General features: G+C 47.7%; 15 protein-coding genes and 1 tRNA gene. 12 read left to right on the forward strand and 4 right to left on the reverse strand.

Annotated elements, in window-relative coordinates:
• The first annotated feature begins 183 nt into the window (after nucleotides 1-183).
• From ACLGLO_RS03540 to ACLGLO_RS03555, 4 genes are all read left to right on the forward strand, one after another.
• Complete coding sequence (locus tag ACLGLO_RS03540; protein ID WP_492129012.1) at nucleotides 184-954, forward strand: TspO-related membrane protein; 771 nt, start codon at nucleotides 184-186, stop codon at nucleotides 952-954.
• Between the two features lie 136 nt (nucleotides 955-1090).
• Nucleotides 1091-1858, forward strand: a complete 768-nt coding sequence (gene pcn, locus ACLGLO_RS03545) for a proliferating cell nuclear antigen (pcna) (RefSeq protein ID WP_492129013.1) — start codon at nucleotides 1091-1093, stop codon at nucleotides 1856-1858.
• A gap of 54 nt (nucleotides 1859-1912) precedes the next feature.
• A tRNA-Trp gene (locus ACLGLO_RS03550) sits at nucleotides 1913-2120 on the forward strand.
• Between the two features lie 306 nt (nucleotides 2121-2426).
• Nucleotides 2427-3500 (forward strand): family 1 encapsulin nanocompartment shell protein, encoded by a 1074-nt coding sequence (locus tag ACLGLO_RS03555; RefSeq protein ID WP_492129014.1) that lies wholly within the window; start codon nucleotides 2427-2429, stop codon nucleotides 3498-3500.
• 2 nt (nucleotides 3501-3502) lie between these two features.
• Here ACLGLO_RS03555 and ACLGLO_RS03560 read toward each other — a convergent pair whose 3' ends face one another.
• Nucleotides 3503-4807 (reverse strand): MFS transporter, encoded by a 1305-nt coding sequence (locus ACLGLO_RS03560; RefSeq protein WP_492129015.1) that lies wholly within the window; start codon nucleotides 4805-4807, stop codon nucleotides 3503-3505.
• A 169-nt stretch (nucleotides 4808-4976) separates the two neighbouring features.
• Between ACLGLO_RS03560 and ACLGLO_RS03565 the strand changes: the two genes are divergently transcribed.
• The 7 genes from ACLGLO_RS03565 to ACLGLO_RS03595 all read left to right on the forward strand — a co-directional run bounded on the left by ACLGLO_RS03565 (nucleotide 4977) and on the right by ACLGLO_RS03595 (nucleotide 14974).
• Nucleotides 4977-7073 carry a metallophosphoesterase family protein gene (locus ACLGLO_RS03565; protein ID WP_492129016.1) on the forward strand — a complete coding sequence of 699 codons (2097 nt, stop codon included), beginning with the start codon at nucleotides 4977-4979 and terminating at the stop codon, nucleotides 7071-7073.
• Between the two features lie 131 nt (nucleotides 7074-7204).
• Nucleotides 7205-8554: a hypothetical protein gene (locus tag ACLGLO_RS03570; RefSeq protein WP_492129017.1), complete on the forward strand. Its 1350-nt coding sequence runs from the start codon at nucleotides 7205-7207 to the stop codon at nucleotides 8552-8554.
• A 118-nt stretch (nucleotides 8555-8672) separates the two neighbouring features.
• Nucleotides 8673-10238 (forward strand): ABC transporter substrate-binding protein, encoded by a 1566-nt coding sequence (locus tag ACLGLO_RS03575; protein ID WP_492129018.1) that lies wholly within the window; start codon nucleotides 8673-8675, stop codon nucleotides 10236-10238.
• Nucleotides 10239-10246: 8 nt separating this feature from the next.
• Nucleotides 10247-12055: an ABC transporter permease gene (locus ACLGLO_RS03580; protein ID WP_492129019.1), complete on the forward strand. Its 1809-nt coding sequence runs from the start codon at nucleotides 10247-10249 to the stop codon at nucleotides 12053-12055.
• A gap of 5 nt (nucleotides 12056-12060) precedes the next feature.
• Nucleotides 12061-13146: an ABC transporter ATP-binding protein gene (locus ACLGLO_RS03585; protein WP_492129020.1), complete on the forward strand. Its 1086-nt coding sequence runs from the start codon at nucleotides 12061-12063 to the stop codon at nucleotides 13144-13146.
• A 198-nt stretch (nucleotides 13147-13344) separates the two neighbouring features.
• On the forward strand, nucleotides 13345-13836 hold the full coding sequence (locus ACLGLO_RS03590) for a hypothetical protein (RefSeq protein WP_492129021.1): 492 nt from the start codon (nucleotides 13345-13347) through the stop codon (nucleotides 13834-13836).
• Between the two features lie 22 nt (nucleotides 13837-13858).
• Nucleotides 13859-14974 carry a M24 family metallopeptidase gene (locus ACLGLO_RS03595; protein WP_492129022.1) on the forward strand — a complete coding sequence of 372 codons (1116 nt, stop codon included), beginning with the start codon at nucleotides 13859-13861 and terminating at the stop codon, nucleotides 14972-14974.
• A gap of 1 nt (nucleotide 14975) precedes the next feature.
• Here ACLGLO_RS03595 and ACLGLO_RS03600 read toward each other — a convergent pair whose 3' ends face one another.
• From ACLGLO_RS03600 to ACLGLO_RS03610, 3 genes are all read right to left on the reverse strand, one after another.
• Nucleotides 14976-15335 carry a hypothetical protein gene (locus tag ACLGLO_RS03600; protein WP_492129023.1) on the reverse strand — a complete coding sequence of 120 codons (360 nt, stop codon included), beginning with the start codon at nucleotides 15333-15335 and terminating at the stop codon, nucleotides 14976-14978.
• A 344-nt stretch (nucleotides 15336-15679) separates the two neighbouring features.
• The gene (locus ACLGLO_RS03605; RefSeq protein WP_492129024.1) at nucleotides 15680-16312 is read right to left on the reverse strand and encodes a hypothetical protein; all 633 of its coding nucleotides are present in this window, start codon (nucleotides 16310-16312) and stop codon (nucleotides 15680-15682) included.
• Nucleotides 16309-16920 carry a metallophosphoesterase family protein gene (locus ACLGLO_RS03610; RefSeq protein ID WP_492129025.1) on the reverse strand — a complete coding sequence of 204 codons (612 nt, stop codon included), beginning with the start codon at nucleotides 16918-16920 and terminating at the stop codon, nucleotides 16309-16311. The genes ACLGLO_RS03605 and ACLGLO_RS03610 overlap by 4 nt, the downstream gene beginning before the upstream one ends.
• An 85-nt stretch (nucleotides 16921-17005) precedes the next feature.
• Between ACLGLO_RS03610 and ACLGLO_RS03615 the strand changes: the two genes are divergently transcribed.
• The gene (locus tag ACLGLO_RS03615; protein WP_492129026.1) at nucleotides 17006-17278 is read left to right on the forward strand and encodes a 30S ribosomal protein S25e; all 273 of its coding nucleotides are present in this window, start codon (nucleotides 17006-17008) and stop codon (nucleotides 17276-17278) included.
• The last annotated feature ends 71 nt before the right edge of the window (nucleotides 17279-17349 follow it).

A 17349-nucleotide genomic window follows, 5' to 3' on the forward strand; every position in this document is an offset into this window, starting at 1 on the left:
GAAAGAGTTACTTATTCTCAGTTTCTCATTGATGATAATAGATGTGTGCGGGAGAAGGCTCTAGAGTCCTATGCTATGCCTAGAAGGCGTCAGCCAAATATTTTGCAAATATTTTGGTTGAGTTAGCGGTAATATTTTGTGTTTATATATATTCAAGTTAAATATAGCTTTGAGGAAGCAAAAATGGCGAAAAACAATTCCTCTCTGCTTTGTTGGGCGAATATTATTGCTTATGTCTTGACTGTAATAATAAACGGATTAGCGGGCAGTACGACGCTTATAGGTGGTGTGAACACCGCTACCATATCTGAAAAATATACCACACTAATTACTCCTGCAGGTTTTACTTTCGCCATTTGGGGCGTAATCTACTTGCTGTTAGGTGTCTTTGTTTTCTATCAAGCACTTCCAAGCCAGAGAGAAAAAGAGTATCATAAACAAATAGGTTGGCTGTTTGTCCTCATAAGCATCGCAAATATTGTCTGGATATTCCTTTGGCAATACGACCTAGTGACCTTGTCGGTTCTCGTTATGATGGTGCTTCTAATCGGTCTGATTCTGATTTACACACGTCTTGGCATAGGAAAAAAGAAAGTTCCATTGAAAGAGAGAATTGCAATCCATTTACCCTTCAGCATCTATCTCGGCTGGATAACTATAGCAGCCATAGCCAACGTCGCAGTTGCCCTAGTTTCGGCAAACTGGGACGGGTTCGGAATAGACCCTGAAACATGGGCAATTATAATCATAATAGTTGCCCTCTTCCTAACTCTAATCGTAACAGCTACGAGAAGAGATATCGCATACGGCCTAGTCATAGTGTGGGCGCTATTGGGCATCATATCGAAGCAAACAAATCCGAATATAGTGATGACCGCCCAAGCAAGCGCCATCATTATATTAATCGCATTGGTAGCCGTAGTGATACTGACCAAACGGAAAAACTATAGCTAGGCGAGCCCTCTAAGCAAGGAGTAAATCCATAAAAGCAACCGCGAAAAAATATGAAATGAACGGAATGAACATTTAGAGAGAAGCAGTCGGATCACAAACCTAAAATAATGCTCTCGTGGTAGATTTTCATTAGATATTGGATGAAAAGGTGAGAGCACTATTGCCAAGCGTTCATGCCGTTTATCCTGATGCTTCTATATTCAAAAACCTGTTTGAAACCGTTTCAAAGTTGGTCGAAGAAGTTAAGCTTCTGTTCAGCGATGAAGGGCTGAGAATCAGAGCAATGGATGCCAGCAACGTGGCGCTTATAGACGTATCTTTCCCCCAAAGCGCCTTCTCCGAATACGTGCTGGAAAGTCCCCTCGATGTTGGGCTCAGCATGAGCACTGTCATCAAAGTAATGAAGCGCGCCAGGAGAGGCGACAGGCTGGAAATTGAAGCTGATGAGGAAAGCGCCACGATAAAGCTGGTCTCGTCTTCTAAGAAAGAATACCGGCTGAGAAACATCGAGGTTGCTTCGCAGGAGATACCCGAGCTGAACATCTCCTTCAATGCTAGAATCAGAATGCTCACAGATCCTCTGAAGACGATACTGAAAGATGCCGAAGTAGCGGGGAGCAATGCTGTCTTCGAGGCTTCTGAAGACGGTAAGCTAATCATATCCAGCGAAGAAGGAAGGTACAGAACCGAGCTTACGAGCGAATCCTCCTCAGTTCTCGAAATAGATGTGAAGGGGAATGTGAAGAGCGTGTACGACATCATCTACCTCTCAAATATCCTGTCCCTCACTAAGGTGAGCGATTCGCTTTCAATCGAATTCTCTTCTCAGGCCCCTATAAAGCTGGAATTCGAAGTGCTCGGAGGAGGGAAGATAACATACTTCCTTGCCCCCACCCAGACCTAGAACCCAAAAGTATAAAATTTCTGTTGAGCTAAGAAAATAATGATGTCCGGTGGAGGGCCCGTAGCTCAGCCAGGCAGAGCAGCGGTCCACGTCCATGGGGATCGTGGGCTGAAGCTCCAGTCAATTTCGCTGGCCTGGCCCGTCACTAGCAAGAGTCATGACGGGTCTGTTGACCTCCTGCAGGGGGGATGAAATATGACTGGAAAAGGATAAGTTGGGAGAGACCCGAAGGTCGGGGGTTCAAATCCCCCCGGGCCCACCACATATTCAAGGGGAAAAAGGGCTCCTCATAAAACCTCCACCGAAAATATGCTAACCTCTTTCTCAGCCTTAATTTCATAAAAGGCTGTTGCAGATGTATTCTCAAACAGATGCGGGAAACCGATGAGCCGCCGAGCGGATCCTTCGCCCTCAGAGCTGGAAGGAGGTTAGCAAGCGAGCTTAGAACCTCTAGAAGCCTAAAAATTCTTGGCACATGGAGAATTGCGCTACTAATATGGATACATTCATCATTTTTTGAAATAACTTTATATGATAATAGAGCGCTTATTACTGATGGGTGAAATTCTTGCTCTCCAAGCATCCGCTTGAGCTCCCTCCAAAGAGGGAGCTTTCCAAGGAGGAAATATTAGAAGCTATCAGGCTGAACATTATAGCTGAGCTCGATGCAGTCAGCTTGTACGAGCAGCTAGCCAACTATATTCAGGATGAAAATATAAAGAAGGTTTTCCTCGACATTGCCAAGGAAGAAAAAACACACGCTGGAGAGTTCCTCGCGCTCCTCAAGAGTTTCGATCCGGAACAGGCCGCCGAGCTCGCCAGCGGAGCGAAAGAAGTAGAGGAGCTCACGGGTATAAAGAGCAACCATGAAAAGGCGGACCCCCCTGAGCAGTCAGAGAATGCTTCGGATGTTTTGTCGCTCCTCAAGAAGAAGGTTTTGGAATCGGCCGACGCTTCAAGGTACTTGAGAAAGATCGTTCCGATGCAGAAGCTGGGGAGAGGAGCGGAGGTAGTGCAGATCATCGAAGGAGAAGAGCTCAAATTCTCTCAGCTTATCGAAATTCAGACCACATTTTCCGTTAAACAGAGGGAAATAGATTTCTGGAGAAAGAGCGGCGCTCTGCCGGAGTTCATGTCAGCCCAGAAAGCCGGCATGAAGCTTGCAAAGATGGAAGACCAGCTGGTTCTGTTCGGTTCCGAAAAAGATGGAGCAAAGGGACTTCTGACTTGCGTTAATTCTCAAAGAATTGAAATGAGCGACTGGAATTCTCCAAACGCTGGCCTTGCAGATGCCGCAACTGCTCTTGGCATGTTGGCGTCAAGCGAGGTTCCCAGGCCGTATGCCCTGTTGCTCAATCCAAGCGATTATGCGAAGCTCTTGAAGCACACGGAGCACACAGGGATATCTGAACTGAAGAGGATCGGTGAGCTATTCGATAAAGTCACCATGCTGCCTTGGCTTCCAGAGGGAAAAGCTGTTGCCTTGTCCCTCAGCAGCTCCGCCATAGACTTAGTTGTGGGCGCTGATACCGAAGTAGATGAGATCGGTCCAAGAGACGGAGAAATTGAATACAGAGCATGGGAAACATTGCTCCTCAGAATAAAGCTACCTGCTGGAATCATTGTTCTGGAGAAAAAATAAGCTCAGACCTCAGAAGAAGCTTCCTCCAGGCTTTTTCCCGCAGTTTCTTTTCCCACAACTACCCAATAAGTTGCTACCAGCCACCCAATCATCCAGAGAGTGAAATTGAAATAAAGCATTGTCTTTGCATTCAAAAGAGCCATCGCCCCAACCAAAAGCGAGTTGGTTAGCCAGGCTACAGCTGTAATGAACCCCGCAGCAGATGCTCTTATGCCAGTTGGAAACAGCTCTCCTTCGAGCACTGCAACTGTTCCATAGGCCCATTCAGAGAAAATCATATTCATAAAGAGCGATGCCGCGAAGAGAGGAAAAGAATTGAAGGTCAAAATGAGAATCACTGATGTAGCGGCTCCAAGAGCAAATGAAGAAAGGAGGGCAGCTTTTCTGCTCTTATCAATGAGGAATAAGAATGGGATTGCGCCAGCTGAAGCCCCGAGATTTGAAACGGCAACTATCAACGGAGCAGCCCCTTCTCCAAAGGGGAAGCCCGGGGCATATGGTACGTAGTATGCTGCCAGATTGTATGTTATGAGCTGAACCGTTACAGCAACCATCAGTATCAGCAACCTGCGCACGTACTTTTTAACTGCGGGCATGAGCCCAACTCTTTCGGACTCGGCAAACTCTGGCAAAACCCTCCTTCCAGTGAATCTCTCAACTACGTCGAGAGCTTCCTCTCTTCTCCCTTTGAAGATCAGCCACCTTGGAGATTCTGCTATATGGAGCCTTGCTGCGAGAACAATAAAGGAGAGAAAGATGGCCGTGAGAAAGGTGTAAGTCAAGATCGTGTTCAGATCCGAAGTCAGCTTCGAGTAGAAGAGGGAAATTGAGGCTATGAGGGTAGCCCCCACATTCCAGAAGTTGAGAGCAAGCATAAGCAGCTTACCTCTGTGCTTAGCTGGCATAAGCTCTGAGAGAGCTGCGTAGGAGGGCCCTACCTCAGCCCCAACCCCGTAATTTATAGCACAGGTCAAAACGATTGCTTCGGAAAGGTTCAGATGGCCAGTGTTGGCAAGCGTTGCATATACAATCGTTGAGAGAGCATATATGGAAAGCGAAAGCACTAAACCAATCCTCCGCCCAAACCTATCTGAGACCAGACCGAAGCTGAGCGAACCAATCATGAACGAGAGCGAATTGAGCATTAGAATTAGAGGGGCCCTCGAAGAGAGAATCCGTATCAAATAAAGTGTTACTGGAACGAGAGAGAAGAGGATGCCGTCCAGAAGGAGGCTGAGAGATACTATTGCGAAGAGCTTCCAGTGCTCTCTTCCCATCCGAGCGATATCGAGCGGATTTTCCTGCATCCCCACCGCCCTCAATTTCATTTTACAGGTTATAAATAGGTTATAAAAATGCTTATAAAACATTTATTGAACATTCCGCTCTTCGCCAAACCCTTTTCTGTGTTAGCTCAAGGGAAAGAAAATGTTTTTTAATTATAAATTCAATAAAAAGGCTTAAGGTGGAACTGTTATGTGTGGTCAAAGAGAGACTTTGTTCCTCATAGCAATTGCTATGCTTGTCATTGCAGCAGTGGCCTCTACGGCCAACGCTCAATCTGCATTAACTGTGACTTTCCCCCTTTTCGGCGAGCCAGAGGCAGTGGTTCCTGGAAACTTGCTGAACATCACTCTCACAGGAGTGAGCGATCCATCGTCTCTTCAAGTCAGCATTTCCTCTGGAAACACAACATATGCTCTCAACTATACTTATGAGGTGAGCGGGGGGAGCCTCGTGCTCCATGCTTTAGTAGGCAACTTCACGCCAGGACTCTACGACCTCATCGTTTCATCCGGCAACGAAACCACAATTTCCCAGAGGTCAGTGGTCGTGTATTCTGAGTGGCCGAAGGAGCTGGTAATAGCCCACTTCACCGATGTCCATATAGGGGTGGTCAACAGCTATCCGAAGACCGAAGATGCCCTGGACCTCTACACCAACGCCATCCTGCTGGCTCCCATGCTCGGAGCAAACCTCATAATAGAGACAGGAGATATAGCAGATACAGGCGGCATCGCCTCGCAATATGCGGACTTCGTCAGGATAACCCAGCTCTCAACTCTCCCTACAATAATTCTCCCCGGAAATCATGACTACTCCGGAGACTCTTCCCTCAACAACTGGCACAAGTACATAGGACCCAACTACTTCTACCTGCGTTGGGGGCCGTATTTGATAATAGCCCTGGACTCTGGAGCGACAGGGACTGTTCCCCTCGATCAGCTAAACTGGGCCGAGCAGGTTCTGAAGAACAACACAGACGCTTCAGTGAAAATTCTCGCTTTCCACCATCCAATCTTCAGGACCGACCTCTATGGAAAGATAAACGGTTCCTATACCAACATAGCATCCCTGCAGCAGTACTTCTACAGCTCATGGGCAAGCGACCTCACTGCGGCCTCGAAAGTTCTGGAGCTGGTTGAGAAATACAACATTTCCCTGGTTCTAGCTGGCCACGTGCACAGCGATGGTGCTGTCCTCTACAATGGTAAGACGTGGTTCATAACCACGACAGCCCTTGGAGGTCCCGTTGGTCCAATAGCTACAGCCTCCTATCACGGACACGCCGACTACCACGGCTTCAGGCTCATTGCCGTATTTGCGAACGGCACTGTTTCAGTGATTCCGAGGGCAGACAATCCAGACGTCTTCTCCGGCCCAACATCTATACCGGTTGAGAACATCTTCTCAAAGTTTGTTACGACCGACAAAACCCTCGCCTGGATATTTCAGGCCGACGGAGTCAAAGAGCTCCAGGTGATCTCCCCAGGGAATCAGCTCAACCTAAGCATACACGTTCTTTCATCAATGATACCGAGCGGGGCTAAGTTGCTTGCTCTCGGAAACGTCTCCGAAGCTTCCATGAGCTGCGGGCAATATTCATGCATCATACACGTTACTATGCCAAAATCTGCCAACGATCTCGTCAGAATACTCCTCACTTCTGTGGCGAACGACACAACCCCACCATCCGTTGGAACACCTCTCGTATTCCCCCAGAAGCCAGTAGCAGGGAGAGACTCGATTCAAATAAGCATCCAGGCATCCGACCCAGAATGGGGAGTGGCAAAGGTGATGCTGATAGCTAAGTTCCCCAATGGCACTACGATGGAATATCTGATGAGGGATGTTGGACAGGGCTACTACCAGGCAACAATACCTCCAGCCAACGTTCCGTATATTCAGTTCGATGTGGTAGCTGAGAACTCGGGAGGCCTCTCCAGCGATGTTGGCTGGACGAATCTGAGCTTAACTGTCCCCACGACAACTCAGCCTGTTACAACTACTACTTCGCCGCCCACAACCTCTACAGCTACGCAGACAACAACCACAACAACTACTATCACGACAACTACCACAACAACAGCAGCAACTACGACGACTCAAACAGCAGCTACCACAACTACCACAAGTGCCGTTACTACCGCATCGCAGACTGTACCAGCTAGCACTACACCAGCTCAAACATCAACAGTAGCGCAGGGAGGAGGAATCAGCTCCGCAGTTATCGCGGTCGTTATTGTTGTAGTGATAGTGGCCATAGCCGCAGTCTTCCTATTTAAAAGATAATTTTTTTAAAATAAATTAATTGTCGTTAATTTTCAATTTAAACGTCCTTCTTTTGCAGACAGCCAATTAGAAACGTTTTTATATAATCCCTCTCAAACTATTTTTGCAATAAAGATTGAGAGGTATCTATAATGGTAAATAGAAAACTACTACCTATATTAGTACTGACCGTTCTGCTGGGTCTCTCAGCTTTTCTCCCAGCAGCGAGAGCTTCGGAGCCTGGCATCGTTGTCCTGGTTGATTTGGCTCACGGCGAATCTGCAGCTGGTCTTGACATGGCTATAAAGGTCCTTCCAGAGGCAGAATTCTATGTCCTGGTCTCGAGCCAAGATCAGGCCAATTCCCTCTCTCCGATAGTGAAGGAGCTGGCATACAAAATACTTGTGGGCACTTTTGACACCATAACGAACGACCTGAAGAACGTGAACGTAATAATAATACCGCAACCCACGATGGTCTTCTCTCCTGCTGAAGTGCAGGCCGTTGCGAACTGGTTCAACTCAACCGCAACGATGCAGAAAGCCATATGGCTTGCAGGCGACAGCGACTATCCTGCTCAGGGTGGTAGCCAAGAAATAGCGATGCACCAGATCGATATGATCGCAGAAGCCATAGGCTCCCACCTCAGGGAGGACTTCGTCTCGGTTGATGACTATGCCAGCAACTGCGGAGCAACGTACAGAGTGGCTGGGCTCATACAGCCGGATCCTGGAGCTGAGGTTGTGGCATTTGCTGCTCAGAAGGTCCTCTTCCACGGCCCAGGAATTGTTGCCTACGTTGACGATCAAGGGAACTGGCACAACCTGAACAGCTCTAGGCTCCCCAACATTTACAGAATTGCATGGACAACCGATAAAGGAAAAATATCAGAGAATCAGCCCCAGCAGCCTGGAGCGCCAGGCGAGCTGGGAAAGACAGCGAGCGCTGGAGATACCGGAAGGTATGTGCTGCTGGCAGCTGAGCAGATGACCCTGAACATAGGAGGAAGCAATGCCACTAGATTTGTCGTTGTCAGCGGAGAAACACCGATAGGGGGCTATCAGCCGGGAATTTCAGCATCTTATATAGGCGTCAATCTCGATGGACCCAGATTCTTCAGGAACATGATACTCTGGATATCAGGATACATGGGCGAGCTCAAGTTCGTTCAGCAGTACATTAATGATAAGCAGAGCTTGAGCTCCTCGCTGGCCCAGGCTCAAAGCAGCTTGCAAGCTGCGCAGCAGACGATATCTCAGCTCCAGCAGCAGCTGCAGCAGTCTCAATCTGCATTAGCAAATGCTAATGGCCAGATCTCTCAGCTGAGCTCTCAGCTCTCATCTCTCCAGAGCGAGCTATCAAATGTTAATTCGACAGCCAACTCCGCCCTGCAGGCAGCGAGTGGCGCTGCGAGCTCCGGAATGGCGTATGCTGGGATAGCTATAGGCCTAGTGGCTCTCATAGTTGCACTGGTAGCTGTTGCTATGAAGCCGAAGAAGTAATCTTTCCAAAATAATTCTTTTTTAAATTGTTAATGAGCTTATACATTCAAGCATAACTGGAGGAAAAATTTTAATTATAAAAAATAAGAAATTTGAGGGTCAGAAGGCGGCGATAAACATGTCTCGAACAAGAGCAGTCTCAACTTCGCTCGTTATAGTTGCTGTTGTAGTAATCCTCATAATAGCTGTCGCAGGAGTCTACTTGGCAACGAGAGGAGGCGGAGTCCCCTCAACAACAACTCCTACCACAACCTCACCAGCTCCAACAACCGCAACTCAAGCAACCACTTCCACGACCACAACTCCAACAACCACCATAGTTGCGACTACTACAACCACCACACCGCCAAGCACTACTACGACCACTACACAGGCCCAGGGTGTCACTCTGACAATACTCACCAGGCACTCAACCGACATCCTCGATCTTGCGAGGAAAATGTTCCTCAATTCGACTATTGCTAAGCAGTACAATATAGTGGACTTGAACTTCATAGTTGTTCCTCCCGGGCTGTGGCCTCAGACAGCAGTGGCTAAGAGCGTAGATCTTGGCTGGGGAGGAGGGCCAACCCTCTTCGACACCATGTACCTTAACAACCTCACTGCTCCGCTGACACTGCCGCTAGCTCTTCAGGCAGCTTCTCAAATTCCCGATCAGATAGCCGGTGTTCCGATGAAGAGAACTGGACCGGATGGGCAGATATATTGGGTTGCCGCAGCCATTTCATCGTTCGGTTTTACCGTCAACACAGCTTTGGCGCAGCAGTTCGGTTTGCCCATTCCGCAGAAGTGGGAAGATCTGGGATCCCTGGCATTCGGGAAAGTATTTGCTAGCACAGGTCAAGCCCCCCTAGCTATTGCAGACCCAACAAGCAGCACGAGCAACACGAGGATGTATGAAATAATTCTCCAGGCTTTTGGATGGGATCAGGGCTGGAGGCTCATAACGCTCATGGCCGCCAACTCCTACATAAGCCAGAGCAGCGAAGAAGTGAGGGACGTTGTAATAAGGGGAGAGAGGATCGTAGGAATAACCATCGACTTCTACGGCTACACGGCTCACTACCAGAATCCAGCATGCATCTACGTGATCCCCACCAACGAGAGTATAGTGAATGGCGATCCAATAGCTCTGTTCTCCACATCAAAGCATCCTGTGGAGGCCCAAGCTTTCATAGCTTGGGTGCTTTCCCCTGACGGGCAGAAGGTCTGGCTAGACAAGAACATAAATAGGCTGCCGGCAAATCCCAACGTTTTCAACACCACTGAAGGTAAGGCAAGGAGCGATCTATACCAGGCCTACCTGGCGGCTTCTCAGACCCCATCTATAAACTTCAGCGATAGCCTCGCTCTGAGCTATGAATACATAATGCAGAACTATTTCAAAGCTACCCTTACCGACGAAGTCCAGTACCTCCAGAATGCCTGGATAGCGCTGGTCAAAGCATATACCAGCGGCAGGATAAACCAGACGAGATTCCAGCAGCTCGAGCAGATGCTAACCGACTTCGTCGTCTTCTCCAACCCTCTGAATGGACAGAAAACCACATTAACTCAGGATGTAGCTATACAGCTCAACAATGCCGTCTTGAGCAACCCATCTCTGCTTGACGGACTGATGTCGCAGTGGAGAAATGCTGCTATGCAGAAGTACCAATCGGTCCTACAAGCCATTGGAGGTTAGCCTTAATAATGTCCTCCGCTGTTTTCAGGAGGCTCAGGTTTGAACTGGACAGGCTCATATTATTTCAAATTTTTTTCCCGATCTCGTATCTAACCCTCTTCATGATTCTCCCCATACTAACCATTCTCCTCTCTGCCAGAAACTACAGCCTCTCTCTCCTCTTTCAGCCTCTATACTTCAACCTCCACCCATCTGGTTCCTCCATTACAATCAATAAGTTCGGCAGCACCACATTCATTCAGATTACGGGCCTATCATATGGAGTCATTTTGAATTCAATAATAGTCGCAGCTATAGTCACGCTATTTGCGAGCTTTCTGGGAGTGCTCGTAGCATTTGTGCTGGCCAGATACAGATTCAGGCTGAAAACCGCTCTCAGGATAATGGCCATTATACCCCTCCTCATGAGCCCATTCATAAATGCCTACGTAGTCAAAAAGCTGATAGGCCCCGGCTTCGGATACAACACGCTGAGCTGGGTACTCTACCACCTTACAGGCCTCGACATCAGAATAGCCTTCAGCGGAATAGCAGGAGTCATAGTAACGCAGATAATAACATACTACCCCATCGTATACCTAAATGTCTTCTCCTCCATGATGAATATAGATCCTAGCCTCGAGGAGCAGGCTGAAAACCTAGGGGCAAGGGGGTTCAAACTGTTCAGAAGCGTAACCCTCCCCCTTAGCTTTCCAGGACTCATGGCAGGAGCAGCACTCGTCTTCATATTCAGCATAGAAGACGTTGGCGCACCGATAATCTTCGGAGTCAGAGACGTTCTCTCATACCAGATCTACAACTACTTCCAGGGAGTAAGAGTAAACGTCAACTCTCCTGAAACCGGAGCGCTGGCCCTCACAATGCTTCTCATCTCCCTTTCAATATTTGTCCTCATCAGGAGGCAGACTAGCTTGAGGCAGTATGCCATGGTGAGCAAGGGGGGAAGGTGGGTGCCGAGGGAAAGGACTCTTGGAACCAAGGGCAAGCTCGCCGTATACTTGTTCGTGTTTCCCCTCGTGATAATAACGATGCTGCCTCAGATAGGGGTTTTTCTCCTGGCCTTTTCCGAGAGGTGGGGTTCAGACCCTCTCCCCTCCGGGTTCACACTCTCTAACTTTGTCCAGCTGGTCGAGATAAAAGGCGTGTTCAGGGGGATAGAGAACAGTCTTTTATATTCAACTGCAGCTGTTGCCATAATAGTCCTCCTTGGGCTGAGCGCGAGCTATGTTGTTGCAAGGGTAAGACTCAGAGGGATCACTGCCCTTGACTACCTATCAACGATGCCCCTTGCCATACCGGGCCTCATATTTGCATTTGGATATTTCTACTTCTTCCACGAATACTTCCCCAACACGCTTCTGGATCCCCTCTACAACCCAGCACTTCCGCTTATACTGGTTTACTCCGTTAGGAGGCTTCCATTCACTTCGAGAAGCATCTTCGCAGGCCTCCAGCAGACCCACGTCAACCTTGAAGAGTCCAGCCTCAATCTTGGAGCTTCCAGGCTGAAGACCCTCTGGTACATAGTAATACCTCTCATAGCGCTGAATATTGCGAGCGGGGCAATGATAACCTTCGTGTACTGCATGGGGGAAACCAGTGCAAGCATAACTCTCGGAGGTCTGGGAGGAGACGTTTCAAGCCCCAACCATAAGGGCCCCATAACCATGGTGATGCTCGACCTCATAACAAGTGGCAGGCTAGCGGGTGTCAATCTCGCTGCTGCCCTGGGAGTGCTTCTGATGGGGATCCAGATAGCTGTTATCGTTATCATTACTATGATATTCAAGCAGAGCTACGCCTTCATAGGAGTGTGATTTCCATGGTGAAGGTCACTCTCAAGGATCTCACAAAAAAATACGAAGGCGGAAAGGTTGTAGCGGTTGATAACGTGTCTCTCGAAATAGCCGATGGCGAGTTCTTCTCCTTCCTCGGTCCAAGCGGATGCGGAAAGACGACGACGCTGAGGCTTATAGCAGGATTCGAGTTTCCGGACAGCGGAAAAATACTGTTCGGGGATGAAGATGTTACATTCAAGAAGCCGTATGAGAGAAACACTGCGATGGTTTTCCAGAACTACGCTCTCTGGCCCCACATGACAGTCTATGAAAACGTGGCGTTTGGACTGAAAATAAGGAAGGTAGGTGAGGACGAGCAGAGGAGGAGGATTAGAGAGGTGCTCGAGCTGGTTAAGCTCTCTGGGCTGGAGAACAGATATCCCACACAACTATCTGGAGGTCAGCAGCAGAGAGTAGCTCTGGCCAGGGCCCTCGTTGTGCAGCCCAGAGTCCTCCTCCTAGACGAGCCTCTCAGCAACCTGGATGCAAAAGTGAGAGTGGAAGTTAGGGAGGAAATAAAGAGGATACAGAGAGAGCTGAAGATCACGACTATATATGTCACCCACGACCAGGAGGAGGCAATGAGCATCTCAGACAGGATAGCTGTTATGAATCAAGGGAAGATAATCCAGATAGGGACTCCTGAAGAGCTGTACTTCTCTCCCAAGGAGCTTTTCGTTGCCACGTTCTTCGGAAAGCCCAACGTTCTCGATGGAGTTTACCTCGGCGACGGCAGGGCAAAGATAGGAGATGGCTTAGAAATCGAAGTCACCCCTGTATTTAAGGAAAAAGAGCTGGAAAAAGGCGAAGAAGTGAAGATTGTAATAAGACCTGAGCATGTTCATATAATTGGAAGAGAAGAGCCAGGAGCTGAGAAGTTCTGGAGAGTTAAAGGAAAAATAGTTATGAGGATGTTCACAGGCAACATTCAGGAGTTGAAGATAGCTATAGGCGGAAAAGAAGATCTTTTCATATACGCCTCAATACCGTCTGGCATCAAGGTCAGGACTGGAGAGGAAGTCGAGTTAGAAGTTCCTGTTGCCAGGGCTTTAGCTTTTCGAGCGAAGTAGAAAGCTGGATTTTAATGTAAGCTCCACGGGACGAAGCTCAGAAGCTCTGAGCCCCAAGTTTTTAGGAAAATTTTCGCTTTAACGTTGGCACTTCATCCTAAATGCTATTATACTTGTTAATCTAATTTTAAATTGCCTGCTGTGGCTGAGGAAATGGTCAGCGCGATGATGCCGTAGCGCGCAGCGGGTTATGAGTGAATGAAGCGAGGTAAAATCAATTTGAAGAAGCTGTCTCTTCCACCCAGGATAAAGGTTCTCGAAGCTCTTTCTGCGGTTTCCGAAGGGAGGATAATGCAGAAGAGCGATAAAGAAGCGGTTGTAACCTCTTCAGATGAGCAGAGAGAGTATAAAGTTTTCCTCGATTTGGAGAAGAACATCGCCAGCTCTACAGATAACGGGACGAAGTTCAGGGGGTATATAGGCTATCCTATAATAGCCTTTCTCATGCTGAAGGGAGCTCTTCCATATGATGAAGATATAGCTTCAAAGCTGTCTGGAATAAGATGGAGATCCCTCAATGAGAAATACAAGAGCTACAGAGTTGTTGAGAAGATAGTGATCGATGAATTTGTGAAGAGGGGAGGAGATAAGGATAAGCTTGACGAGCTTGTTCAGCAGGTCATGTCTAAGCTAGAAAGCATGGAGCTCTTTTCTCCCGAAAGCGAGGAAGAAATGAGCAGATTATCTTGAAGCTATACTGAGGAGAAACGCCTTGGGCGTCGGATATCCGCATCTGGTGGAGAAGAAGATAAAACGTCTAGCAAAGATCCTCGAAGAAAATTCGGTTGAGAGCGCAGTCCTACTTTCAAAGGGGAACTTTCTGTATATGACTGGGATAGATGCAGTGGGGGCTGTATATATCAATCCAAGTACTGAAGAATACATAGCAATTGCCCCCCTCATGGAGTTCTGGAAAGTATCAAGCGCAGTCGAAGGCAAGATGGAAGTGTATGCTTACAGCAGGATGGCCTTCAGAGAAGATCAGGAGCTCCCCCTCATCCTCGGTGGGTTGGAGGAAGCAGTTCGATCATTTCTCGAAAAGGACGCTTCAGTTGCTTTTGATATCGAATTACCTCAATCTTCCTCACTCTCCCAAAGCCTCAGTGGAAAGAAGACTGTTAATGCTGGCAAAGAAATCTCTCTCATGAGAAGGAGGAAAACAGAGGAGGAAATCGAGCTGATAAGAACAGCTTCGGAGATAACCGAAAGAGCCCTCATGAAGTCGCTTGACCAGCTGAGAGACGGCACGACCGAGAGGAGGTTCTACGCAGAGCTTCTGCGAAACCTCTACGAAGAAGGAGCAGACGGCATAGCATTCGACCCAATCGTGGCATTCGAAGAAAACGCTTCGAATCCTCACGCTCTGGTTGGGGAAAGAAAACTGAAGAGGGGAAATGCTGTTGTGATCGATGCAGGAGCAAAATTCAGATCGTACTGTTCAGACATGACCAGGACTATACTCTACAGTGCTGGATCCTATAGGGTACTACTCGAAAACCTCATTTCCGCATACAATTCTGCGCTCGATCTATTGCGGCCCGGTGTGAGAGCCAAAGATGTTGACACGGAAGCCAGAAACGTGCTTTCTTGGAGAGGACTTGAAAAATACTTCATTCACTCTCTCGGACACGGCGTTGGCGTCGAGGTGCATGAGCCCCCAAGCCTCTCTCCGCTGAGCGATGAAGTTCTTCTAGAAGGCGATGTTGTCACCATTGAGCCTGGCTTCTACATACCGAGAAAGCTTGGTATGAGAGTTGAAAACACTGTTCTCGTTACTGAGAAGGGAGGCAGACCGCTGAACAAAATCGACCTTCTCATTGAAATTTAGTTCAGTTTGTCTCTGAGCTTAAGCTCCTCTTCATGGATTCATACAGGTAGCTTCTGGCCCTCGATGAATATATCCTCCTCTTGGCTTCCAGCTCTTCTATCATTTCTGGCGTCAGTGTATCTGGGTCAGCATATGTTGTCCTATTAAGCTGAACGAGCCTCTCTTCCTTCACCAGCTGCCTCAGAGCTCTCCTGAGCCTGTCCTCTCCTATGACGGCGCTGAAGTGCTCTCTAAGCTGCTGCCATGTCATGGGCCTCTTTGTTTTCTTGAACAGGTCCATTATCAGCTCCGGGATCTCATCGTCGTGGGGGCCTACCTCAACGACAACGTCCTCATCTTCATAAATTGACTTTAACTTCATTTGCTATCACCCCATTCTTATCAAGTTTTATATCTCATTACTTTCTTATATAGTTATGCTTCATATTTTCTGGGGATATTCCCCATTGAAGATCCGATTAAAGCTCTTCCTATAAATAAACCTTTTTCAAAAAATATTAAGGTATAACGGAATTTTAAAATTATTAATAAGTAAGATTGAAGTTTTAATCATTTTTGAAAATCAATGAAAGGATCATGCTCTTTAAGAATCAATAGAGCAGACACTATGACACCCTTTTTTCCCCAGCAGATGACGGAGAAGCTACGCAGAGGAGTTCGATGAAGCCTGATACATTGGAACGCTGAATCCCCGAATCGCATCTACTAGTAAGGTTCTTTCAGCAAATCCCGTGGATTGACTTTAATAAAAGCATCAGCAATTTTAGCGAGTGAGACCTCTTTATCCGATACAATGACTAGCTCAATTTTCCCGTACTTCTTAGCTACCCATGGAATCATAGCAGCAGGAAAAAGCTGTTCGGGATTCCCGAGAACCAAAAGGGAATCGCTTGACATGGATGCTCTCAGTGCTCTGCTGAGCTTCTTTGGGAGCTCTGTTCGCACAAATTCCACCACAGGATTCCGGAACTTCGAGCCGCGGAAGAGCACCTCTCTATTTTCAGAGTTCATGCTCATTTCTGCTCCAAATGAAGAGAAAATCCAAGGATCCCAGTAGAGATTGATTTCTTCGATGCGGCTTTCTCCTATACTCGCTAGGGATGGAGAAATATGCACTATCCATCTTACTCTGAACATGGATGCGAAAAGCCTCAGAACCTCTTCCTCTTTTTCCCTCTTTTCCTCCAAGCTAACAAAGCACCTTTTCCAAGTATAGTCCTCAGTTCCCAGGGAATCGGTGAAGGCCTCAATGCACTCTTTTGCGGCATCTGGAGAATGCAGCAGGACAACGCTTTTCCCGCTCAGGAGCTCCGTGAGTCTTCTGAGATCTTCCATCATTTCTGCACGAGCCTCAGCAGCTGGACTTCCCTAGTTGTCGTGTCTATGATGGCATATCTCCCATGCTTCAATGCTCCGGGGTTCACAACTAACGTCTCCCCGATGAATTCCCATCCTGGAGATTCGTGTATGTGGCCGTGCATGTGGATGTAGATCTTGAACTCTTCATCGAGCTCTCTCAGTTCAACCAGTCCCGCATGGATGCTTCCAAGAGCGAGGTCCGTTTTCTCCGCCAGCGGGGGGTGATGTGTCAGCAAAACAGCCTTTCTGCCTTTATACAATGGTATCAGCTCCTTCACTTTTACATAGGAAGTGTAGAAGCTCAACCCCCCTATGCCAAAGAAGACAAGATCACCGATTTCCAAGGCCTTTGAATCGATGTTGAAGCCTTGTCTTGAAAACTCCTTCGAAATCGCTACATCATCCATGTTGCCCGGAACGAAGATTATTTTTGGAGAGATCTCCTTCAAAAGATCGACAATTTCCCCATCGCACTCAACATCGCCGTGGACAGCTAACAAATCAAACTGCAGAGAAGTAGATGCTTCCCTCAGCTTCCTGAGCATTCCAATGTCGCAGTGGATATCTCCTAGCTGCAGTATCTTCAAGGAGGATCCCCTCAGTTCTTTTTAACTTAGAAAGCAAATTGTTAATAAACCAATTTTCTGCATTTTTCCTCAGAGGGTTGAAAAAATGCCGAAGCAGAAGAAAGAGGAAAAGCAACAGACTTCGAGCAGAACAATTGTGCAGCAGGCAGAAATGGATGTTTCTGTTCCAGCGGAACTGCTTAAGAGAGCGGAGAGAGAAGTTAAGGGTATGGACTACATAACGCCCTTCTCTCTAGCTCAGAAGCTCAGCGTCTCTCTCAGCACAGCCAAAAAGATTCTCAGGATGCTGGAGGAGAGCAAAGCGGTTGAATTGGTGAGCAGAAGCAGGAGGTCTCCACTATACGTGCCGAAGAAATGAAATCTTTGCCCAGCATCAGCATTATAACTGTTGCTGAAACTCTGGTTCTCTTACCTCAATATAATCAAATA

Source organism: Fervidicoccus sp. SLHALR4, assembly GCF_058692745.1.